Annotated in this window: 15 protein-coding genes; 13 read left to right on the top strand and 2 right to left on the bottom strand. The window is 56.2% G+C overall.

What is annotated here, in order from left to right; translation table 11 throughout:
• Positions 1-185 precede the first annotated feature (185 nt).
• From K227x_RS15690 to K227x_RS15630, 13 genes are all read left to right on the top strand, one after another.
• Entirely contained in the window at positions 186-620 is a 435-nt protein-coding gene (locus K227x_RS15690) for a BlaI/MecI/CopY family transcriptional regulator (RefSeq protein WP_145170874.1), read from the top strand.
• Positions 617-6058 carry a M56 family metallopeptidase gene (locus K227x_RS15685; RefSeq protein ID WP_145170872.1) on the top strand — a complete coding sequence of 1814 codons (5442 nt, stop codon included), beginning with the start codon at positions 617-619 and terminating at the stop codon, positions 6056-6058. Before K227x_RS15690 ends, K227x_RS15685 begins: the two co-directional genes overlap by 4 nt.
• On the top strand, positions 6055-7413 hold the full coding sequence (locus K227x_RS15680; RefSeq protein ID WP_145170870.1) for a DUF1800 domain-containing protein: 1359 nt from the start codon (positions 6055-6057) through the stop codon (positions 7411-7413). Before K227x_RS15685 ends, K227x_RS15680 begins: the two co-directional genes overlap by 4 nt.
• A gap of 29 nt (positions 7414-7442) precedes the next feature.
• Complete coding sequence (locus K227x_RS15675) at positions 7443-8693, top strand: DUF1501 domain-containing protein (protein WP_246145835.1); 1251 nt, start codon at positions 7443-7445, stop codon at positions 8691-8693.
• 141 nt (positions 8694-8834) lie between these two features.
• On the top strand, positions 8835-9221 hold the full coding sequence (locus tag K227x_RS15670; protein WP_145170868.1) for a BlaI/MecI/CopY family transcriptional regulator: 387 nt from the start codon (positions 8835-8837) through the stop codon (positions 9219-9221).
• Positions 9218-12382 (top strand): M56 family metallopeptidase, encoded by a 3165-nt coding sequence (locus K227x_RS15665; RefSeq protein ID WP_145170866.1) that lies wholly within the window; start codon positions 9218-9220, stop codon positions 12380-12382. Before K227x_RS15670 ends, K227x_RS15665 begins: the two co-directional genes overlap by 4 nt.
• Positions 12383-12662: 280 nt before the next feature.
• Positions 12663-14168, top strand: coding sequence for a serine hydrolase (locus tag K227x_RS15660; protein ID WP_145170864.1), 1506 nt, complete (start codon positions 12663-12665; stop codon positions 14166-14168).
• Positions 14169-14888: 720 nt separating this feature from the next.
• Positions 14889-15239, top strand: a complete 351-nt coding sequence (locus K227x_RS15655; RefSeq protein WP_246145834.1) for a heavy-metal-associated domain-containing protein — start codon at positions 14889-14891, stop codon at positions 15237-15239.
• A gap of 130 nt (positions 15240-15369) precedes the next feature.
• Positions 15370-16524, top strand: coding sequence for an ABC transporter permease (locus tag K227x_RS15650; protein WP_145170862.1), 1155 nt, complete (start codon positions 15370-15372; stop codon positions 16522-16524).
• 113 nt (positions 16525-16637) lie between these two features.
• Complete coding sequence (locus K227x_RS15645; RefSeq protein ID WP_145170860.1) at positions 16638-17156, top strand: hypothetical protein; 519 nt, start codon at positions 16638-16640, stop codon at positions 17154-17156.
• Positions 17157-17158: 2 nt separating this feature from the next.
• Positions 17159-18718 (top strand): efflux RND transporter periplasmic adaptor subunit, encoded by a 1560-nt coding sequence (locus tag K227x_RS15640; RefSeq protein WP_145170858.1) that lies wholly within the window; start codon positions 17159-17161, stop codon positions 18716-18718.
• Entirely contained in the window at positions 18718-19479 is a 762-nt protein-coding gene (locus tag K227x_RS15635; RefSeq protein ID WP_246145833.1) for an ABC transporter ATP-binding protein, read from the top strand. Before K227x_RS15640 ends, K227x_RS15635 begins: the two co-directional genes overlap by 1 nt.
• A gap of 52 nt (positions 19480-19531) precedes the next feature.
• On the top strand, positions 19532-20665 hold the full coding sequence (locus K227x_RS15630; protein ID WP_145170856.1) for an ABC transporter permease: 1134 nt from the start codon (positions 19532-19534) through the stop codon (positions 20663-20665).
• 16 nt (positions 20666-20681) lie between these two features.
• Here the strand turns inward: K227x_RS15630 and K227x_RS15625 are convergent, their stop codons facing one another.
• A complete protein-coding gene (locus tag K227x_RS15625; protein ID WP_218933285.1) occupies positions 20682-21404 on the bottom strand; it encodes a hypothetical protein in 723 nt (240 codons plus the stop codon).
• A 106-nt stretch (positions 21405-21510) separates the two neighbouring features.
• The gene (locus tag K227x_RS15620) at positions 21511-21882 is read right to left on the bottom strand and encodes a hypothetical protein (protein WP_145170852.1); all 372 of its coding nucleotides are present in this window, start codon (positions 21880-21882) and stop codon (positions 21511-21513) included.
• Positions 21883-22743 lie beyond the last annotated feature (861 nt).

Below are 22743 nucleotides of genomic sequence, written 5' to 3'. Positions count from 1 at the left end.
TGCGTCGTGTTCATCGGCCACCTTGGTTTTGCTGGGACGTTTACTGGACTAAATCAATGAGAGTAAACAGAAGGCATCAATCCATGTCGGCGAAAAATGTGAGTACAAATGCTTGACTTGCCTACGGCGTGTCGGTAACAATGCCTACACGCAGTAGGCAGAAAGCACTTTTGGGAACTCTGAACATGGCGAAGCCGGACTCGACACCGCTGACCGAAGCGCAGCGGGAGATCATGGAAGTTGTTTGGGATCAGGAGGAGGTCACCGTCAGCCAGGTGCGCCAGCGATTGGCTCAGCGACGCGAAGTCGCTCGCAATACGATCCAAACGATGATCGTCCGCCTCGAAGAACGTGGCTGGCTCAAGCACCGGGAAGAGGGCCGAACTTTTTGGTATTCCGCCAACCGGCCCCGCACGGCGTCGCTTGGCGCGAAGGTCGCCCAGATGGTGGACCGGCTATTCGCGGGTTCGCCGGAGGAAATGGTGACTGCATTGATGGAGTACCGCGGGTTGTCGGCGGATGAGGCCGACCGGATTCGTGAAATGATCGACACAGCGGAAGTCAAGTCATCGAAGAACCCTAATCGGAAACTGAACAAGAAACCCGGAGGTCAATCATGAATCTATTTTCTGACCAACTGGTCCTGTGGGTGATCAACGTCCTGATTCACTCGACCGTTTTAACAGCGGTTTTGCTGTGCGTCGCGATGTTGTTTCGCAAGCGAGCCGCCATGCGATATTGGATTCTGTGTTGCGGGCTGCTGTTGGTGTTGGCGAGTCCTGCCGTTTCGGCGTTTGTTCAATCTCAAGGCAGTGGCTGGTTGGCACTCGCTTTGCCAAGTGAAGCCGCTCCAGCAGCCTCGGTTGCCTTTACCAAGCAACCAGCTCAGGCCAACGACGCGCCGATGCAAAGCTTGCCAACACAGCAAGTCGATCCATCCATCACGCCGCCGGTCTTGGACGCGAGCAGCATGGAAGAGGTTGCAAGTACGCCCGTCATGAGCAAGCCAATGATGGCTGCCGATATTCCAGCAAACCCTTCCGCAGCCACGCCCGCAGCAAAAGACTCTCGCTCACCGATGCAGCGGCTGGCGATCATCGTGACCATCGCCACGGTCGTTTGGGCAGTGGGAGCCATGCTGTTGCTGATGCGAATGACGATTGGCTGGATCCGGTTGGCAGGGATCTTACGCCGAGCGGAGCCCATCACCGATCCTGACTACGTGGCAGCGTTTACGAAAGCCTGTGCATTGGCTGGTTGCCATGAAAAACGCACGCCCCGGTTAGTTGCGTCCGACGAAATCTCCGGCCCACTCGCGGCGGGCATTTTCGCCGGTTCGGTTGCCCTCCCCAAACGCTTGATTGCCGAGTCGAGCCCGGCTGAGCTTGCCGAAGTCCTCGTTCATGAAGTCGCACACGTCGTCCGGCGAGACCAAATCGTGGTCTTGCTGCAAAACCTCGTCGCCGCGATCTATTGGCCGCATCCGCTGGTGCGAAAGCTCAACCGCGAACTCGCCAAAGCCCGCGAAGAGGTTTGCGACAACTTTGTGTTGGAAACCACCGACGCCCCCGTCTACAGCCGCACACTGCTGTCGCTCGCCCAACTCGTTCAGCAGCCCGAAACAATTCCCGGCAGCGTCGGCTTCTTCGCGTCGCGCTGGAAATTGGAACAACGCGTGGCTGGATTGCTCGATGAAACACGTGATACGCAAACCATCTTGAGCAAACGCGGTTGGGTGTTTGTATTGGCATCAACCGTCGGTCTGCTGACCGCCATTTCTTTTGGGACCGTCACCATGGCAACGGCGCAGAACTCGATTGATGAATCGACTGCGAAATCCGAAGCGGAACCAAGCGAGATTGAGATCAGTGGTTTTGTCCGCGAACAAAGCGGAGGCCCAGTAGGCGGCGCAAAGATTTGGTTGGCAGTGACGTCGTTCGAGTTCAATAGCGAAGTGAACAAGGAGAATCGCGAGGGTTTGCTGCGTGAGTTGGGTTCAACCGATGACCTTGGCCGTTTTGACTTCTTGCTTGATGAAGCAACGACTTCGGAAATCCGCGAGCGTCCTCGATTCGCTCGAGTTCAAATCGTTGCAACTTCTGATGGGCATGGGATGGATTGGTTACCACTGGATGTGTTCCAGGACGATCCGATTCCCAGTAAGGAGAGAGATCTACTGCAGTCCAGAATCGATGACGCGTTTGGCGATGGACGGTTCGCCAGCAGAACGCTTGTCATCCGACCCGAATCGCAACCGGTGCGGGGGCGGCTGGTCGATCTGGAAGGCAACCGATTGTCGAACGTGACCGTGTTCGTCGAAAGCCTTCGTCAACCAAACGTTCCGCAGTTGATGAACGCCTTGGAGAATGCTTGGAAGCAGGGCGTGTATGACGCGATGAGTTCAACTGGCGTCGCCGGCGGACTTGCCAGAAGCGAGCTGCAAAAACTCTTCCCTCGGATCAAGACGGACGAAAACGGCGAGTTTCAAATTCGCGGCATCGGCGATGATCAACTAGCCACGCTCGTCTTTCAAGACGAACGTATCGAAGCCCGCCCCGTGCATGTTGTCGGTCGCGAGATGGAGACGGCCAGCCTGCCATACAGGGATCAAAAACCCGACGGAACGAAGGACTTGTTCGTTGGACGAGACTTTAACTATTTCGCCGCCCCATCGATTCCGGTCGAAGGGACTGTCACGGACTACGACACGGGCAAACCTATCGCAGGCGTATTGGTCTCTGTCGAGCGACTATTCCGACGCGAATACGCAAAGTTGCGGCTCGACACCCACCACATGCGTGCGGTGACCGATCAGCAAGGTCGCTTTCGCATCATTGGTATGCCGCCGGGCGACGGGCACATTATTGAAGCCGTGCCGCCGAAATCCGAACCTTACCTACCTGCACCGCAGGAAGTTTCGCTGAATCTGGAAGATGGCAAAACGAAGCGTATCGAGATTCAGGTCAAGCGGGGCGTCTGGATCGAAGGGCGTATCACGGATAAAGAAAGTGGTGAACCACGATCGGCGGCGATCGAATACATGGCAATGGCTGAGAACCCATACGCGATAGATATTGCCGGTTGGGATCCCAAGCTGATGATTGGTCCTGTCCGGGTCTATCAGCGATACGTAACGGACAGTGACGGCCGTTATCGTTTGCCCGGTCTGTCAGGTCCTGGGGTGTTGTTGGTCACGTCGCTCGATCCTGGCTATCCGCTCGCCGCCGGTGCCGAGACGATCGATGGCTATGATCCGTCGACCGGTAAAATTCCGACAATACCGGTTCCCTTCCCAGCCTCGGATTGGCATCTGCTAAAACAGATCAATCCTGCCAAAGACGCAACCTCATTGACGAGTGACCTAACGCTCGATGGAGGTGTTCGCATTCCTGGCCGCGTCGTCGGCCCCGATGGGAAACCCATTTCGAATCTCTACGCCCTCGGGTTAACGGAAGGTGACCCGTACTGGACCCCAAATAGTCCCGACAAAGCACTCTTGACCGAACGGTTCATGGTCAACGGCTACGACGGCAAGGGACCGCGTCAATTGTTCTTTAAGAACCAAGACGAAACGCTTGTTGGCCAGTATCGGATCGAAGGAGCCGCACCGCCGGAGATCGCTGTCAAACTCGAACCGTCCGTGCGAGTCATTGGACGTTTGATTGAGGACGAAACCGGTCTTCCCGCGGCGCGATACTTTGTTTCCTGCGAGGAGTGTCTGCTAAACGGAAACGCTCCGCCATTGGACTTCATGATTCATTGGTGTCATAGCGACAACGATGGCGAATTTGAGATCAAGGGTTTGATGGCAGGTCATGTCTACAAGATGAAGGCTCGCGGTCGAAGCGGAAAGAAAGTTTATTTCACGATTGACCTGACGGACACCAAGCCGGGCGAGTCAATCGAAATCGGTAACGCCCGCGGAGCGAGCGTTGAAGACACCCAGGGTTCTGAATCAACTTCAACGATGGCCTCCATCGCTGAATCTATTTTGGCATTGCGTCTGATCGGTACCGTTACGGATCAGTCGGGAAAGCCGCTTGCCGGAGTGTCACTGCGTTTGCTTGAGAATCGCAGCGGAGATCCTGGGCACCTTTCGAAGGTTTTGACGCAGACCGATGCCAATGGGCGTTTCACGATCGAAGAACCGTTTGGCTCAGTTGTCAAAAAGCAGCAGCTAGAAACGATTAAGTTTTCCCGTCTAGTCGCCATGAAAGACGGGTACGGGATCGCCGTCGCGGCAGCTTGCCTAGCTGATGACTCCGAGAGGCTCGCTTCCCTACTGAGTGAAACCGAACGCCGCTACATCGTGGGCAAAAGGGACGCTAGCGTTCCATTGATCCTCGCATTGCCGTCAGCCAGCGAAGTTGTTCGGGGTCGAATTCTTGACAGCGAGGGTCGTCCAGTGGTCGGCGCTGACGTTTCAACGATCGATGTTTTGGAAGGGCAGTCTGGCTCGCTGGACGAATGGAATGCCGAAGCCAAGCGTTCTGGTTCCAACTTCTACTCGGCCCGCGAGAAGCTTAGGCCGCTCTACTACGGAACGTTCGTGGATGGACCAAAGCCAAGTGCGATTGCCGATGTCGCGACGGATGGCGACGGATACTTTGAGATTCCACAGTTGGGAGACGGCCGCATCGCTGACTTGTTGGTTCGCCACCCAACGATCGAGACGGCGGTTCTGCACGTGCGATCGGAGACAGGGGACACTGTTGAATTGCTGGAGGACAGCAATGGTGGCAAGCGAACAAGAACCTATTACCCGAATCGTTTCACGCACGTTGCTGGAGCAACTCAGCCGGTAGACGGAAAATTTGTCGACAGCCAAACGGGCGAGCCCATCAAAGATGTGGTTGTCGAAGGATATCGGACACCGCGTCACCCCATAGGAGGTTCGATGCCGCCGCGAGCCACCCGAGACGTCTCGGCAGCAGACGGAACGTTTCAACTCGTGGGTTTGCCGATCGGAGAAAGCGAACTTCGTATTATTCCCCCAGCCGGTTCTGAATATCTGATCGGCGGTGTCGTCGCAACCACGAAGGTCGGATCCGAACAGCCCGTCATGGTAACCAAGATGCCAAAAGGTGTCCTGCAACGAGGGAGCGTCGTGGAAAGCGAGTCAGGCGTGCCAGTCGCGGGATACTTAGAATATTGGCCGTTGATTGAGAACCCCGCGACACAGGAGGCGCCGATGTTGAAATATGGCAATCAACGCACTCGCTACACGACGGATCTAGAAGGGCAATTCGAGATTCCCGTGCTGCTTGGTAAAGGAATCTTGACATTCACGGCTGACCAGGATCAACGATTTCCTCGCGGTGCCGGAGAGGAAGCCGTTCGCTGGCGTTCAGATCCTGAGTTCAATGGAACTTTGTACAGGACACGTCCGCATTTCATCTTGCCACAGAACTTTCACTATCTAGCGCCCCTTGATTTGGCAGATGATGAACAGCCCGACGCATTGAACATTCAACTGGACGCCGGGGCGACCATCAACGTGACCGTCATTGGTCTTGAAGGTGTGCCAGTGGAAGACTACTACGTTGCGGGCCAGCGTCCCTTTGATGGTTGGCGTGGGTACCCGCAAAAATCACTCCAAGTCGACGGATACAATCCCGAAGTGGGGCGTCGTCTCTTAATCTATCATCCTGAATCTGATTCGGTTGCAGTGAAGGATTTGCAAGGCAAACAATCTTCAAATCTTGAAGTTTCGTTGGTGCCGGCCGGTCGAATCCAAGGTCAAATCGTGGATGACAGTGGAGAACCGATCACCGATTCGGTGATTGAAAATGACTTCAAGTCATTTCAGACCCACAACGATCCTCAGTCTATCCAGCTAGCGTTTCCACCTAAACTCAATGGGAAGCCGTTGCTGACTGATGCGAACGGTCGTTTTGAAATTTCTGGACTGATGCCGGGCATGAAATACGGGGCTCGCGCATCCTCCCGCGGAATGGAGTTCAACCGCACTCTAGGTGAACTCTTTGCCGACGAGAGCGCGGACACAGGCCAGACAAAGGACCTTGGTTCGATTGTCATTGAAAGGCAAGAACCATGACCTCACCCGGATCTGGGAAGCATTGGCGACCCTATCAAATGGTTGCGTCCACGCCGTTGAGTTTGCATCGCGTTCATCATCTGCATCGACGTGCAGGGTTCGGTGCGAATTGGAGCGAGTTGCAACGGGACATGGAAGCGGGGCCGGATGCCACTGTTGATCGCATTCTGGGCGTAGCGGAACTCGTCAAGAGTTTCGACGTTGACGATTCAAATGCAGAGCCGAAAGTCTTGACGACTTCCGCTACGGATTTTGATTCACTTCAGCAACTGATCGGAGACGCCGCAGTCAGTTCCGGTGACATCAATCGACTGAAGGCTTGGTGGTTTTACCGGATTTTGTATTCGGGTGATCCGCTGACCGAACGCATGACGTTGATGTGGCACAATCACTTTGCGACCAGCAACTTGAAGGTCGCCAACGTGGCGATGATGAAACGTCAGAACGACTTGTTGCGCAGGCACGCGATGGGCAAGTTCGGCGATCTCTTGAGAGCGGTCGTCAAAGATGCTGCCATGATGGCTTGGCTGGATGCGAAGGCGAATCGCAAAGGCAAACCGAACGAGAACCTTGCTCGCGAGTTGATGGAATTGTTCACGCTGGGTGTCGGTCATTACAGCGAAACCGATGTGAAGGAAGTCGCCCGAGCACTGACGGGCTGGACGGTTCGTGGCGGCGACTTCGAGCAGGTGGCGGCTTACCATGATGACGGAACCAAGCAGGTACTCGGTGAACAAGGCGATTTCGATGGCGATGATGTACTGGCGATCTTGTTGAAACAGAAACCGCTTGCCCGTCGAATTGCGGTCCGATTGTGCGAAGCGTTTTTTGGCGAAGATGTCATCACAGATGATGCGCTCGGCGAACTCGCCAGCGGTCTTCGCGAGCGTGACCTGGACATTGGCTGGGCCGTTGAGACCATTCTCCGCAGCGAAGCGTTCTTTGCCGACGACAACATCGGAAATCGGGTGCTCGATCCGATCCAGTTCATGGTGGGGCCGCTGCGATCATTGGAGATGTTGGATCCCCCGCCCAGCACGTTACTACTGGTGGAGTGGTCGACAAAGTTGGGCCAAGACCTGTTCTATCCGCCCAACGTGTTTGGCTGGCCGGGAGGACGATCGTGGCTGACGACGCGGACAATGATCGGACGTGCGAACTTCGTCAGCACGCTCTGTCGCGGTGACTTACATCGACCGGCGCGACCGCTTGGGATCGAGGCACTTGCTTTAAAGCACGGCTATTCAAGTGAAGCCACTCAGGCCAATTTCGCGAGTGAGTTGTTGTTCGGTCACCAAGGGCAAGCTGGAAACGTCGAAATGATGCTGCGATCGACCGCGGCGCACTTGGGTTAAGACTGGACTTACTCTGTCACCGGACTGGAATGATGAAAACGAATCGCCGAGAGTTCCTAAAAGACAGTTCCGCTGTCTCGCTGGGAGCATTTCCTTCCTTGATCTGCCGTGGAACGTCGGCGGCGGAGGATCCACGGTCCAGCCATGAAGGCAAGATACTTGTGGTCATTCAAATGAGTGGCGGAAACGACGGCATCAATACGGTCGTTCCGTTTGCGGATGAAGGGTATGCACAATATCGAAGCAAACTGCGATTGCCGACCGAACGTCTTCTGAAGCTGAACGACTCGGTGGCGTTGCATCCTTCGATGCGTGCGGCGGCCGATCTGATCGAGGATGGAAGACTGGCGATCGTGCAAGGCGTCGGCTATCCCAACCCCAGTCGTTCGCATGACACGAGCATGGCGATTTGGCACTCCGCTGAAATCGGTGACGAAGACACTCTGCGTTTCCACGGTTGGTTGGGCACAGCGATGGATGCCATGCAGCAATCTTCGCAAGAACGTGGGAACAGCGATCCCGACATGGTTTTGCTAGGCGACGAGAGTCAGCCATTGGCGATCCAAAGCCGACGTTCCACCGCTGTAACGCTATCCAACCTGACGGACCTACGACTCAGCCATCCAATCCCGCGATCGACTGACCAAGCGGCAGCTGCACCGCCGTCAGAGTCCGGGAATTCGCTCGATCGGTTCGTCGCACAGACCATGCGAGATGCGACAGACACCGCCAGCGGCTTGGAACATTCCATTTCGGAAATGACTCATCTGGCGACAACAGGCGGTGCGTCTTACCCATCGACGATGCTTGGCAACCGCATGCAAACCATTTCGACCTTGATCAAGAGTGGATTTTCGACGCCGGTCTATTACGCCATCCAATCCGGGTACGACACCCACTCCGCTCAACTGCCGACTCACTCGCGTTTGCTGCGAGAGTTCAGTGACGCGATCAAAGCGTTCTTGAATGATTTGGATTCATCGGAACTATCCGATCAAGTCTGCGTTCTGGGTTTCAGCGAGTTCGGACGACGAGTCGCCGAGAACGGGTCGGGGGGAACGGACCACGGAACCGCAGGACCCGTTTTTGTCGCGAGCAGGCAAATTCGTCCGGGGCTGATCGGATCCATGCCAAGTCTGCAGGATCTTTCCGGTGGCGACCTGCGGATGAACGTCGACTTCCGCAGCGTTTATCACGAAGTCACCACAAATTGGTTAGGCGTGCGGAATGTTTCCACCCTAAGTCCTTCGCAAATTCCGCTGAATCTTTTTCAAGTCTGACGGGGGCGGCTTGATTCGCCAAGACTCCGAAAGAAGCCGGACCGGCTTGACGTGACGAATTCTTTCGCTAACCTGGGTAGTGGTTAGCGAATTCGTTCGCTATCTTGGTTCGGCAGGTTTCGCGGATAGGATGGATAGAGCATGGCACGACACGCTTCTTCGCAGCCGACGGAGGTTGAGTTGCAGATTCTGCGGATCCTTTGGGATGACGGACCGAGCATTGTTCGGAACATTCATGATTCGCTTCAACAGTTCAAGCAGACGACCTATTCGACGACCGTGAAGATGTTGTCGGTGATGTTGGAGAAAGGCCTTCTCAAGCGTGATGACGACGCCAAGCCGCAGGTTTACCGTCCGGCGGCGCCGCAACAGCGTACCCAGAAACGGATGCTGGGCGACCTGATCGACAAGGTCTACGACGGGTCGTCAGCGGCTTTGATGATGCACGCTCTATCGAGCAAGAAGGCGACGGCAGAGGAGTTGCAACAGATCCGCGACTTGTTGGATCAGATGGTAGGCAAGTCATGAACGAGATCATCTTCCACCAAGTGGCTCAGCGAATCAGTTGGATGTTGGTGCATTCGTTTTGGCAATTCGCCTTGATCGCGGTAGCGTTGGGGATCGGTCTGCGTTTGCTGCGAGGGCGTAGCCCGCGCGGGCGATATGGGGTCATGTGCGTGGCGATGTTGCTGATGGTGATCGTGGCGGCCGTCACGTTCTTTGCCGTCACGCCGGATGTTTCGTCTAGTCCATTGCGGGCGGCCGCTGCGTCGATCGACACGAGAGGGAACATCGATACCAAGATTCAGAACGCTGGGTTGACTCCGTTAAGCGCCAGCGTGATTCCATCGGTTGAGATCGAAGCCTCTATCGTCGTTGATCTTAACAATAGTCCTGTCTCGCAAGAATCTGCAACAAGATTCACTGCCAAACGCATTCTCGCGGCAATCACGGACTTCGTGGTCCGTTGGATGAATCTTATCCTCGCGTGCTGGCTTGGCGGCATCGTTCTGCTTTCACTGCGACCACTGATCGGTTGGCGGGCCACTCGTACGCTCCGATCACGCGGACGCACGACGGTTTCCGAGTCCATTGAAACGGCAACGAAATGCGTGGCTGAGCGCCTCGGCGTCGGCCGCGTCATCGAAGTCGCTCAGTCAACGCTCGTTGAAGTGCCGACCGTGATTGGGTGGCTAAAGCCGCTGGTGCTATTGCCGGCCAGCGCCGCAACCGGTCTGAGCACCGCGCAACTCGAAGCCGTCATCGCTCATGAACTGGCTCACGTTCGCCGGCACGACTACTTGGTCAACCTGTTTCAGATTGTCATGGAGACCGTCTTTTTCTATCACCCGGCGGTTTGGTGGGTGTCTCGCCGCATCAGAATCGAGCGAGAAGAATGTTGTGACGAGATTGCCGCTGGTTTGACTGGCGACCGAGTCGCGTATGCCAGGCTTCTGGTCTGGCTAGAGGAGAGTCGCCAACAGTCGTCGAGTCAAACTCTGGCCATGTCCGCCGATGGTGGATCGCTGCTCGGTCGCGTGCGTCGGCTGATGTCCGGGCCATCGCCTTCGACAAGTGCGGGGCCATGGGTGACCGCGTCGGTGCTTGCAATCCTGGCTGGAACGGTCTGCTTGGTTACGTTCAACCTTAGCGATGCACTGGGGCAAAACGGGGCAGTGGCGAAGTCTTCCGATAACACTCAACTACGCAATTGGATGACTCGGGCGATTGAAATGGAGGAATGGGGACGATTGCCGAAACTTGTTGTTCAACTGGCTGAGAACGGTGAGTACGACGAGGCCGTCGAGTGGTTAGCCAAAGCACCCTTGGGCTCGACGAAAGATGGCAAGTTCAGTCCTGGTTCCTACAGCAATGCGATTGCTGAGATTTGCGAAGCCGCATTAGAAAACGACAGGCCGCAGTTTGCGTTGGACGCCTTTGATCAACTGACCGACCCTGACGGGACGCCAAGATCGGCGGAGTGGGATCGGCGTGCTAGCAGTTCGTATTTCCGAGCGGTCCGAGACATTCGATCAGCAGTCTTGATGCATCACGTCTCCAAAGGACAGATAGATGATGCGCTCGCGTATCTGAATTCCCAGCCAGATGGGAGCCGTGCGGACATGGTCGATAGTGTTGCCGGACAACTAACACGTCTGGGGCACGGAGATCTGGTCGAAGCTTTCTGGCGACAGTTGAACGAATCAAAGCTTCGGTACGTTTGCGAGCGAGAATTGGCGAATGCATACTATCGACTTGGCGAGCCCGATAGAATCTGGCGACTGTCCGATGAAATTGCCACGACGCGTCCGGACGACCTGATTTCGGAAGTGAGGATTCGAGACGTCGCGATGCGAGCTTACGCGGCCATGACATGGCAGGGTTTTCAGCAGCGATTGCCAAACTACCGCAAGCAAATCGAGAAGCTGGCCGATGAACCACGCATTGGCTATGCCAGGAATCTGGCACTCATGGCTGCCAAATCGCAGCGTTACGAGTTGATGGTCGAACTTTCGTCCTCTGTCCCGCTGTTGATTCCGCCTAAGTTTGCCATGTGGGATCTGAGTGGTACCGACCGGCATCCGGTTCTGTTTGCGACCACGGAGCTCTTGAAAAAGCATCAGTTCGATCAAGCGTTCTCGCTCATCGATTTGGTCGAAGATGAAGCGGTTGAATTGGCGGCACTGGCTCGCGTGCCAGAGGCAATCGTGACCAATCATGAAACCAAAAAGTATGCAAACGTCTACGCCGATAGCGTCAATCGACTTGCGGCAGCGTATCGGATCTTCGCAGGAAAGCATGACGAGAAAACTTTGCGCAGCATCGTCCCGAAACTGCCGGAGTTGTTGAACGTCCATCTGCGACGGATGTCAAATCCTACGATGCCACCCGATGAGGTTGCCTTTTTAAATCGCGATCTTCTTGGTCGGTCGGGGGCACATACTGACTTGATGATCGAGCAAGGCAAAATCAATGAAGTCATCAAGCTAGCGGAGGAGATGCTGAGCCAAGGTGATTTAGGATTTGCCAAGTGGATGGCCCGGGAGCTTGCCAAATCGGGCCACGCCGATGCGTTTGAACCCCTTCGTGTGAAGATCAATCAAGCTCTGGCGGATAGCGATGCGAAAAAGAACGGCGCACCGTTGCTGCCTTGGGACGATCGCCAGTTCTTGGCACAGTCGGCGCACAATGCTTATTTGAGCGGACAACGCGACCTGTGTTTCGCAATCTTCATGCAGTTGGATCGAAACTGGATCAGCCCGTCGCATCTGTCTCGCGTGGCAACAGCGGCACGCAGCAGTGACGACATCGCTTTTCTTCACCGTATGGAGTCCTCGTCGTCGCCATTGATGCGCGAGGCTGCACTGGCGGAACTGACGATGCATTACGTCTTGGCGGGCAAGATGGATCTGGCGGCGGGGGCTGCCGAGACATTTGATCGGGAATTTGGCAAGGGCAACGAAAAGTGGTCGATCTATCGAAGGATCACACACAAGAACAATGTCAAGGATCCCAAACGAAGATTGGCTGCGACCAGACTGGCCCTGCAAAAGTTCCCGGTCCAGTCCGACGATTACGCATCCATCGCACGTGACCACGCCAAGCTACTGGCTGAACTGGATCCGGAGACACCATTGCCTGCCGATTGGATCGCGAAACTTCAACCGAATCCCAAACTGCTGTTGTAGGTGGAGCTGGACCATGCCTTCGGTCGAACCGGACCCGCGGCCCGCTAGTGCCCGGGGATTCGCAATACGCCCCAGTTTGGACAGCAGCTATCGCGAACGATGGCAGGTTAGGCGTCGGTGCAGAGCAGGGCAGAGCAGGGCGATCTAGAGTTGCGGCTGCTCTGCTACGAAACTTGCGTTCTAGTTCGCCAGTCGTTCCAATCTGACCAGTAGGTTGGCGACAGCAAGCCGCCGTTGAGCCCCATAAAATCCCTCCTTCCGTTGAACTTCGGATTTCGCCATGAAGATTATCCAAGCAGTGTCGCGATCCGCGGTTTTCGTTTTTTTGTGTTGGTTTTCTGGTTTTGGCTTGACCGCGTTTGCGCAGGAGCAATCCGAGCAGCTTGCTGCGAAGCTCGCCGAACTTTGCCAGAAGCATGATGTGCCAGCGATGGCCGCTGCTGTGGTCAACACCGACGGACTGGTCGAATCGGCTTGTTATGGCAACCGTAAACGGGGGACGTCGGACATGGTTGCGTTGACCGACCGGTTCCCGATCGGATCGAACACCAAGTCCATGACGGCGACTTTGGCCGCTGTGTTGGTGGAATCCGGCAAGATGCAGTGGGAAACAACGATTGGCGAGGTTTGGCCCAAAGCGACGGACGAACATATCCATCCCAAACTGAAATCGGTCACGCTGGATCAATTGTTGTCTCATCAAAGTGGTCTGCCGGCGAACGTTTCTGACATTTCGGCGACTGCTTGGGCTGGTTTCTTCGGCGAGAAGCAATCGCCGGTACTGGAGCGCAGAAGCTTGTTGAAGGGGGCTCTGTCGACAGCCCCTGCAACCGTTCAGGGGAAATTCGTGTATTCGAACCTGGGTTATGCGATCGCATCGGCGATGCTGGAAACACGCGCCGGTGAATCGTTTGAATCGTTGATGAAGAAACATGTGTTTGCACCGCTTGAGATGCGATCGGCGGACTTTCGTTCGATGAAATCGGCGGCAGCGCTCCAGCCGCCTTTGTTGTGGGGGCATCAGGCCGCAAATGGCGATCCGGTCGACCCGAGATCGGTGGGTGCCGAGAACCCGACCGTCTATGCCGCCGCTGGGACCGTTCATCTGTCGATCGAAGACTATGCGAAATATGCAAGCTGGCAATTGGCCGGTTCTGCATCGCCTGTTCTTCGTACCCAAGAAGCGTTTGATCATTTGCACGATCCGCAAGTGGAATACAACCTTCCCGGTGCAAAGTACGGCAGTGGCTGGATCATGCTGGATACTGCGATGGGGCCCGCACTGAATCATGCCGGTTCCAATACAAACGCGTTTGCATTGATTTGGCTCTTTCCCGAATCGAATTTGGGTGCAATCGTCTTTGCAAACTCCGGGCAACAACAAGCGTTCACAGCCTGTGATGAAATGATTGCCCATTTGATGGCCCAGAACGTGATGGCCCAGAATGTGATGGCTCAGAACGGGGAGCCGGACGCTGGGCCGACCAAGTCGACGCCGAACCAGCCGCCTGCGGCCGATGCTGGCCAGGTCAGCCTTGATCGTCTGGTTGGCCGCTACCAACTGACACCCAACTTTATCTTCGACGTCACCGCCAAGGGAGATCAGCTGTTGGTTGGGATCACGAACCAACCGACGCAAGAGGTCTTCGCTGACTCGCCAACGAAGTGGTCCTATCGAGGCGTCAAGGCACAACTGGAATTCCATCTTCGTGCCAAAGGGCCGGCGTACGCGCTCACGCTGCACCAAAACGGAGCTGCCCAAAAGGCAAAGCGGATTCGTGAATGAAGGTTCCCAAGCGGTCGCCGCGTCAATCGTTGGTCGACCTTTGGTGGATTGGTTTGGGATGACGGACCGATTGGTGTCGCAGATGGTGTTCAATTCGTCTTGCCTGGATAGTTGCGGCGGGTTAGGCTGGAAGCATGAAATCTCCTTTCCTTGCCCTGCTGTTGATCGCCAATTTGTTGGCGTGTCCGGTACGCTGCATTTCGTGTGAAGCGAATGTGGCGGCGGTGGAGGAATGTGCGGCCGCAGCCTGTTCTTGCTGCTCGCACGCCGATGAAGCTCAGCAATCGCACACCCCTGAACCATGTGACGGGGATTGCGACTGCCAAAATTGCATCTGCGAAGGTGCGGTGGTCGAAGCGGATGTGGAGTTGCCTGACTCCGCCGATCAAGCAGATGATGGCTTGCTGCTTGTCCCGAATTCGAGCGTCACGGTGGCTCGCCTGTGTGAATGCACTGTGCGGCGATCGCGTGCCCCGGTTGGGCCATTTGTGTGCGGTCGCGATGTGCGGCTCGCGCACCAATCTTGGCTAATCTAAGCCACTTCGACGCATCCGCGCGGTCGTCCCAATCGTCTGATTGCAGTTGAACGAGCCATCGTTCAGACCGCGTAGCTTCTCGATTTAGTTTCTATCTATTTTCGTTGCTGGGTGCTGCGCGCGATTGGTCGTGCGTGGTTCAGCAATGCAGTTTCCTGTTGCCTTTCCGAAAGGGATTTTTGGCATGTCAAAGTTGTTTCGCAGTACTGGCCTGGTGGCCGGTCTAGTGTTGCTGGCGGTATCCGTGTTCGGTCATCCATCGGCCCAAGCGGCCGATACAAAGAAGTCCGAGATCGTGATGACCGTGGGCGAGATGTGTGGTGGTTGCGTGAAGAAGATCACCAAGCGATTTGAAGGTGTCGAAGGCGTTGCCAAGTTGCAGTGCAGTATCGAAAAGAAGTCGGTCGTCTTGACTCCAAAACCGAACGTTCGGTTTAGCCCGAAGGGCGTATGGGAGATCATGGAAAGTATCGGCAAGACGCCCACCAAGATGATCACACCTAGCGGTACGTTCACTTCGAAGCCAAAGACTTAGAAGTCCGCTTGTCGCCGAAGTACGTTTTTTGACGGGGATTTTTTGGGGGGAAGGGGCATTCGCGTGCTCCTGCCCCGATCCCATCTCCGTCGTCGGATTCCTCGCTCATTTTCCTGAAATCGTTCATCCAATGCTTCTTCCCTGGGAATACGGTGTTCGCAATTTGGCCAGGCGGCCAATGCGAACTGCATTGACGCTGGTCGCCCTAGCGACGGTGGTGATGTTGGTGTTCGTCGTGGTGGGATTCATCCGTGGGTTGGAACAGTCGTTGTCGGTCAGCGGAGACGAAGACGTGGTGCTTGTCTATTCGGTCAACTCGGAAGAGAACATCGAAAACTCGTCCATCGCGGCTCGCACTCCGTCGCTGATCACGGCCAGTCTGGATGGCACGGTGAAACGCTTTGGCGTCACTCACGTTTCGCCCGAGTTGTATTTGGGAACGCGGGTGAAGACGGCCACCAGCGATGGTGGTTTGGGGCTGGTACGCGGTGTGAAGTATGCTGCCCCGCTTGTGCGTCGATCGGTCAAGTTGATCGAAGGCCGATGGCCCGGTGACGGCGAGGTCATGGTTGGCCGTTTAGCGGCAGCGAAGCTTGGTGCGCCGGATGACGACATGATGGTCGGCAGTCAAGTCGATTTCGAGGGACGGTCCTGGACCATCAGCGGCCGTTTTGCCGCGGGCGGCGCCGCCTATGAATCAGAGATTTGGTGTCGTTTGGGAGATTTCCAAACGGCGACCAAGCGTCAGGACCTTTCGCTGGTGGCGATGTTGCTATCGCCGGGAAGTTCGCCAGGCCAGGTTCAATTGTTTTGCAAAGCACGCACCGATTTGGAACTGCGGGCGATACTTGAAACGGATTATTACGCCTCGCTACAACAGCACTACAAGCCGGTGCGTCTGCTTGCTTGGTTCGTCGTTGTATTGGTTTCAGGGGCCGGGATCTTTGCCGGACTGAACATGATGTATGGCGCGGTCGCGGGACGAATCCGTGAGATTGCAACCTTGCAAGCGATTGGATTTCGCCGACGTGCGATCCTGATCAGTTTGGTTCAAGAGGGAGTCCTGTTGGCGGCAGCGGGATCGCTGTTGTCGGGAGTGATTGCATTGACATTGCTAGACGGCATGGCGGTGCGATTCACGATGGGTGCGTTCACCTTACGCATCGATAGCGTCGCAATTTTGATCGGTTGTGGCGTTGGTTTGTTATTGGGTGTCGTGGGTGCGTTGCCCCCGGCATTGAAGGCGTTGCGAGCAGAAGTCGCAACCAGTTTGAAAGCGGTTTAGGGCGGATAGTCCATGGGTGACGAAATGCGGCCCGGCATATTGCCAGGGCCAGCATTCCTAGTCGCGTTTCGGGTATTCGTCGTGGACAGAACCTTGGTATTAGGAAATTTGAAATGAAGATGATTTTTGGTTGGATGTTGATCAGCGTTTCTTTGGTCGCAGCAGGTTGTGGGCAGTCCGAGACCGCTAGCACAGCTGGCAAGGCGGCGGCGGTTGATTCACAGTATGCGGCTACGTCAGAACCGGATGGCGCGATGCCGGTGGGCGAGGCCCGTGAAAGCATTGAGGACGGTCAGGATGTCACGCTTGTGGGTGTCATTGGTGGATCGACGGATCCGTTCGTGGACGGGCTCGCTGCGTTCACGGTGGTGGATCCGAAGGTCCCCTACTGTGCGGCCGATGAAGGTTGTCCGACACCGTGGGACTATTGCTGCACACAGGAACAGGTCAAGGACAACGTCGCAACCGTCATGATTGTCGACGACTCGGGCAACCCGGTTGCTCAAGATGCACGCAACATTCTGAACATCAAAGAACTGTCGACCGTCGTCGTCACTGGGAAAGCCAAACGTGACGAGGAAGGAAATTTGACGGTTGCAGCCAACAACGTTTTCGTCCGAACCGAGCAGTAAACATGACTGACGCTCCACTCGATCTAAGCCAGTTGGCTCTCGACCGCTCTCCCAACCGGGCGACGTCGTCTCACAAACCGCGTCGCGAACGCTGGGTGACTCGATACGTCGTGCCCATTGGCATCCTGTTGGGCTTTGTCGGTTTGCTCGGTGCCGCTGCTGGCCGTCGATTGTTGCCACAGCAATCGGTGACCGTGTTGCCGGTGATCGTCAAACGTTCGCAAGTTCAGCAAGCCGGAATGACCTTGTTCCAGTCACCCGGTTGGATTGAACCACGGCCAACGGCGATTAGCGTCGCGGCGCTGGCGCCGGGGGTGATTGAGGAGTTGTTGGTGGTCGAGGGACAACAGGTGGTCAAGGGCGAACCGATCGCGCGTTTGATATCGATCGACGCGGAGATGAATGTCCAGCAGGCGAATAACACGCTTGCGATTCGCGAAGGGGAACTGAACCGGGCGCAGGCGGAATTGGATGCCGCAAAGATTCGGCATGCGAATCCGTTGCACCTGAAAGTCCAGCTAGCGGATGCCGAAAGCTCGCTCGCAAAAGCCAAAACGGAACTTGCGAAGCTGCCGTTTCTAGTCGAGGCGGCAGAGGCGAATGCGGACTACACCCGAAGCAGCATGCAAAGAAAGCAATCCGCCCGAGGGGCCGTTTCGGGGAACATCATTGCGTTGGCGGAAAGCAACCACCTCGGTGCGGCGGCGTCCTTGCAAGAACTTCGCCAACGAGCGCCGAATTTGCAAAGAGAAGTCGACGCGTTGGCAGAGAAGGTTGACGTGCTTCAGCGTCAAATTGAACTGTTGGTCGAAGAAACACGGCAGGTCCGCGAAGCGGAGGCCAAAGTGCAATCCGCCGAAGCCCTACGCGACGAAGCCAAACTGCAACTGCGACAGACGCAGTTGATGCTTGAACGCAACGTCGTTCGGTCTCCCATGAATGGTCGGATCATGCGGTTGGTTGCGTCACCTGGAACTCGCGTGATGGGGTTGGATTCGACCGCCGGCCAGAGTTCTAGCACCGTCGTCGAAATGTACGATCCGGCACGATTGCAGGTTCGTGCGGACGTACGACTGGAAGATGTTCCAATGGTGACTCGGGGGCAACCGGTCGAAATTGAAACCGCATCGTCCAGTGGTGTGATTCAGGGGCGAGTGTTGCAGACCACTAGTTCGGCGAACATTCAAAAGAACACGTTGGAAGTTAAAGTCGAATTGATCGATCCACCATCGACGGTCAGCCCCGAAATGCTTGTGACCGCGACGTTCTTGGCGCCTGTGGTCGAAAGTGCTCGAAGCGAGGCGACCGAAACCGAGCGGATGTTTGTGCCACAGCAATTGGTGCAGTCAGGGGACTCGGGTGCATACGTTTGGATCGTCGATTCGGATGAACGGGCTCAGCAGCGGTCGGTGGAAGTTGGCAGTGCGGGCGCGGGCGGGTTGGTCGAGATCACCTCTGGGTTGGATGTCACCGACAAGTTGATCGCAGGCGGAGTGGACGAAGTCACTGAAAATGGGCCAGTCAAAGTGACCGGCGATGACCAAACGATTGGAGTCAAGTGATGGCATTGGTTGAACTGCGTGGTGTTAGCAAAAGTTTCCGCAAGGGCGACGAAACCATCACGCCACTGGACAATATCGATTTAGACATCGATGCGGGCGAGTTTGTTTCTTTGATGGGCCCCAGCGGCACCGGGAAGAGCACGCTGTTGAATCTGGTCAGCGGAATCGATCGGCCAGATTCTGGAACGATCACCGTCGACGGCACCGAAGTCACCAAGCTTTCGCGTAGCAAGCTTGCCGATTGGCGGGCTGCGAATCTTGGCTATATCTTTCAAACGCACAACCTGATTCCTGTGTTGACGGCGTACGAAAATGTCGAGCTTCCAACGTTGTTGTTGAAACTGTCGTCTTCCCAGCGTCGCCAACGCGTCGAACTAGCGTTGCAGGCAGTTGGCCTTAGCGACCGGGCCGACCATTATCCGCGTCAACTATCCGGTGGTCAGGAACAACGTGTAGGGATTGCACGGGCGATCGTGGCGCATCCGAAGGTGGTTGTCGCCGACGAACCCACCGGCAGCCTCGACACGGAAACCAGCGAACAGGTGCAGGTTCTGCTGCAACGGCTGAACAAGGAACTGGATATCACACTGTTGATGGTGACGCACGATACCGATGCGGCGAAGATTGCATCGCGTCAATTGGTGCTCGATCGCGGGAAGTTCTTGGAATCCGAGTCTGAGTCGATCAACGACGCCGGAGCAGACCGAAAGGGACGCAGGGCTGGCAACCACGATTCGGTGTCAATCCAAAAGTTTGGCTGATCCGCTTCACGTTTGAACCTCCGTTTGCCACGCCGTTTTTTTGTTGACCACCATGACCACCTACGTTCTAAAAACTCTCTGGCGTCACCGAACGCGAACGCTGCTGACCGTGACCGGGGCTGCGGTGGCGATGTTCGTGTTTTGCTTTGTCGGTTCGGTACAAGAAGGATTGCATCGACTGACGACCGGGGCCGATGCGGACCGAAGTTTGATCGTGTTTCAAGAGAATCGATTCTGTCCGACCAGCAGCCGATTGCCCGAGGATTACTCACGAAAAATCAAAGAGGTGTCTGGTGTCCGCGACGTGATGCCGATTCAGGTTTGGACAAACAACTGTCGGGCAAGTTTGGACATCGTCGTCTTCAACGGCGCCGATCCAAAGCAGATTGAAAAGACGCGTCCGATTAAGTTAAAGAGTGGAAGCTGGCAACAATTCGCTTCCCAGCGTGATGCTGCGATCGTCGGACGCAACGTTGCCCAACGTCGCGGATTGAAAGCCGGGGATCAGTTTTCCATCGGTGATCTTTCGGTGAAAGTGGCCGGTATCTTTGAATCGACGGTTCCATCCGAAGAAAACTTGATTTACACCAGCTTGGCATTTCTTCAATACACTCGCGGCTTGGACGCTGCTGGTCTGGTCACCCAGCACGAAGTCCTGTTGAACGATGATGCAGACCCCGACCGCGTGGCGACGGAAATTGACGCGCAGCTTCGATCGGGTTCCGTTGCGACCAAAACTCGCCGAAAGGGAGCGTTTCAAGCGAGCACGCTGTCGGATCTGGTTGACCTGATTGGATTCGCGCACTGGCTAGGCTACGCGTGCGTCGGGTTGGTGTTATCGCTGGTCGCGACGACGACGGTGATGAGCGTTCAAGATCGGATCAAAGAGTACGCGGTGTTGCAAACGATCGGTGTTCGTCCGCTACGAACAATGCGGTTGGTGTTGGCCGAAAGCACGCTCTTGTGCCTGGTCGGCGGTATCGCCGGAACCGGATTGGCATTGGCAGCGTTAGGAATCGGCGGATTTGCGATCGGGGCAGAGGGTGCGACGATCGCGTTTCGACCGTCGATTGGATTGGCGATCAGCGGGACGATCGTTTCACTGATTGTCGGTATCGCCGCCGGTCTAGCCCCAGCGATCCAAGCGGCGACCGTCCCGATTGTCAATGCACTTCGGGAAGCATAGGACCGCGCGATCGGTGCTAGGCAATGGCAATCGGTCGGCAACCGACCACGGTCAAGCTTGGTGGTGGGCCATCCATGATGACCGGACCATCGTTGGGTATCGCAGGCGATTGCGGTGCTTGTCGATTGCTTGGTCCATCCAACCTCGGTTGAATCGGTGCCATGTTGTGGATGGGGGGGCCGTTTTGGTTTGGCAGCGTGGGAGCAGCCATCGGTTGGCGATCTGGCGTGGCAAAGTTGTCCGCACTGTATCCTGGATCCGGATCGATCGCGCCGTGGAAATGTCCGTCATGATTGTGGTCGCCATGATCATGCCCATGGCCTGCGTTGGGCTGATGCCCGTGGACGTAGGCGGAATCCGCGGCTGCATTGGGAAAGCGCGGCTGAAAAGCTGAATTGCCGTCGCGCATCTGTCGATTGTTGGGAACCTGTTGCATCGACCCAGCGTATGCATTCGGGATTTGTGCGTGCGTGTGAAATCCGTTTGGATCGTGATGATGGGAATCCGCGAAATGGGAACCCGCGTGATGATGTTGTGCGTCGAAGGGGGCAGGGGAGTGCGGTTCGAAATAACCCTGCACTGCCGATGGATAACCGTGGTGGCCGTTTGCGTGGTGCCCGTTCGCGTGGTGTTGCGCGCCATGGTCATACCCGTGCCAGTGTTGGGCTGTTGCGGGCGTTTGCGAAAGAGCCGTGGCAAGCGCAAGCACCGCGGTCGCGACGAAGTCATTCTTCAGCATGTTTTTCATTCCGTTGTAATCATTGCAAGTGTGGACGGACGAGTCTCGCTCGCCCGTCCAAATTGCTTCCTCGCGGTTCTATACGATCGACGCTAGCAGCGTGTGACTAATGGTGACCGCCTACACCTAGGATATGGAAACGACCGATATCAAGATGCAGCCCACCGTGTTGGCGATGCTGTGGCGTGGAATACGATGGGGCGTATCGGGATTGAACCCGCGGTCGGTACGACTGACCATATCCATATTGCTGGCTGCCATAGTTCGCTGAATATCCTGGCCTGCCATGGTATGCCTGTACGGGGGCGGGTGAGTAGCCACCTCGATATCCGCTTTGGTAGCCAGCTTGGTAGCTGCCGTGATGGCCATGATGTCCGCCGTGGCCACCGTGGAAATAGTCGGCGGCTGTGGCTTCGCTGTCCTGGGTGATGGCGAAAAGGCCTACTGCGATGGCAGCGATTGCGAAAGCACGTTTCATTCTGTTCGATCCTTCAGTATCGGGGGGAGGTTCGCGGCTGGGTGCCGCCGAGACTGCTACATCGCACAAGGCGTGCCAACCGTCATCTGCGATCCATTCCGCGTACCCGGCTTTTCGAGTGTCGTCAGGCAGACGCCAACGCGTGTTCAATCGGACAACATTCGGCCTCGGATGACAGCAAGATGATTTGCTCAAGCCCCGCCGGTGGGGTGTCGTGCTGCGTTGGGATGGGCGGTGTGATTGGTTCGTCGGATCATGATTGCCCCTGATCATCGCTTGGCGTCAGGAGTCTGGTTCCATCAGACAATTCTTTTCGGCTGCCGTTGTCGTCGTCGCCTTCACGACCGCAGCTCAGGCCCAATGGGTCGTTCCGCATACGACGACACACCTCCACTGCGTTCTCTACATCACGACGTACCTTCGCGGTGGTCATCACCGAGCGGTTCCCAAAGATTCGGTTGCGCTGGCTACCTCTCGTACAGGCATGACTTAGGGGCCCTCCGGTGCGCGGCAAGGTGCTCGCCACCGATCCCGCGAAGGGCGTCGCCAGCGGGATTAAAATCGCGGCCCAGTGTGTGGTGGCCAAAGGCTAACCACGATCGCTCGGATCGTTCCGCCATCGATGTGGGATTCCCCGATAGCCGGGCAACCCAATTTGCGCAAAAGTTCCTGCGTCGTGGGGATCGCATATCGCCGGCTCCGTCCACCGCCAGCGGGTCCGTTGCTCGTTGCGACGCAGGCCAAGAGTCCCAGCTGGGCGGCCGGCATGATGGCTGCGGTGGTGTACTCGAGACGCGGTGTACGCGAGACACAGGGTGATGCCAAACGTCCTGGTGCCCGATCTAAATCTTGGCACATGCG

The sequence above is a fragment of the Rubripirellula lacrimiformis genome, from assembly GCF_007741535.1.
Classification (GTDB): Bacteria; Planctomycetota; Planctomycetia; order Pirellulales; family Pirellulaceae; genus Rubripirellula; species Rubripirellula lacrimiformis.
This window is presented reverse-complemented; position numbering and strand designations above follow the sequence as displayed.

What these genes read in the sequence shown, in the direction of transcription:
- K227x_RS15690 (WP_145170874.1), top strand. Translation starts at nt 186, where the DNA reads ATGGCGAAGCCGGACTCGACACCGCTGACCGAAGCGCAGCGGGAGATC.
- K227x_RS15685 (WP_145170872.1), top strand. Translation starts at nt 617, where the DNA reads ATGAATCTATTTTCTGACCAACTGGTCCTGTGGGTGATCAACGTCCTG.
- K227x_RS15680 (WP_145170870.1), top strand. Translation starts at nt 6,055, where the DNA reads ATGACCTCACCCGGATCTGGGAAGCATTGGCGACCCTATCAAATGGTT.
- K227x_RS15675 (WP_246145835.1), top strand. Translation starts at nt 7,443, where the DNA reads ATGATGAAAACGAATCGCCGAGAGTTCCTAAAAGACAGTTCCGCTGTC.
- K227x_RS15670 (WP_145170868.1), top strand. Translation starts at nt 8,835, where the DNA reads ATGGCACGACACGCTTCTTCGCAGCCGACGGAGGTTGAGTTGCAGATT.
- K227x_RS15665 (WP_145170866.1), top strand. Translation starts at nt 9,218, where the DNA reads ATGAACGAGATCATCTTCCACCAAGTGGCTCAGCGAATCAGTTGGATG.
- K227x_RS15660 (WP_145170864.1), top strand. Translation starts at nt 12,663, where the DNA reads ATGAAGATTATCCAAGCAGTGTCGCGATCCGCGGTTTTCGTTTTTTTG.
- K227x_RS15655 (WP_246145834.1), top strand. Translation starts at nt 14,889, where the DNA reads ATGTCAAAGTTGTTTCGCAGTACTGGCCTGGTGGCCGGTCTAGTGTTG.
- K227x_RS15650 (WP_145170862.1), top strand. Translation starts at nt 15,370, where the DNA reads ATGCTTCTTCCCTGGGAATACGGTGTTCGCAATTTGGCCAGGCGGCCA.
- K227x_RS15645 (WP_145170860.1), top strand. Translation starts at nt 16,638, where the DNA reads ATGAAGATGATTTTTGGTTGGATGTTGATCAGCGTTTCTTTGGTCGCA.
- K227x_RS15640 (WP_145170858.1), top strand. Translation starts at nt 17,159, where the DNA reads ATGACTGACGCTCCACTCGATCTAAGCCAGTTGGCTCTCGACCGCTCT.
- K227x_RS15635 (WP_246145833.1), top strand. Translation starts at nt 18,718, where the DNA reads ATGGCATTGGTTGAACTGCGTGGTGTTAGCAAAAGTTTCCGCAAGGGC.
- K227x_RS15630 (WP_145170856.1), top strand. Translation starts at nt 19,532, where the DNA reads ATGACCACCTACGTTCTAAAAACTCTCTGGCGTCACCGAACGCGAACG.
- K227x_RS15625 (WP_218933285.1), bottom strand. Translation starts at nt 21,404, where the DNA reads ATGCTGAAGAATGACTTCGTCGCGACCGCGGTGCTTGCGCTTGCCACG.
- K227x_RS15620 (WP_145170852.1), bottom strand. Translation starts at nt 21,882, where the DNA reads ATGAAACGTGCTTTCGCAATCGCTGCCATCGCAGTAGGCCTTTTCGCC.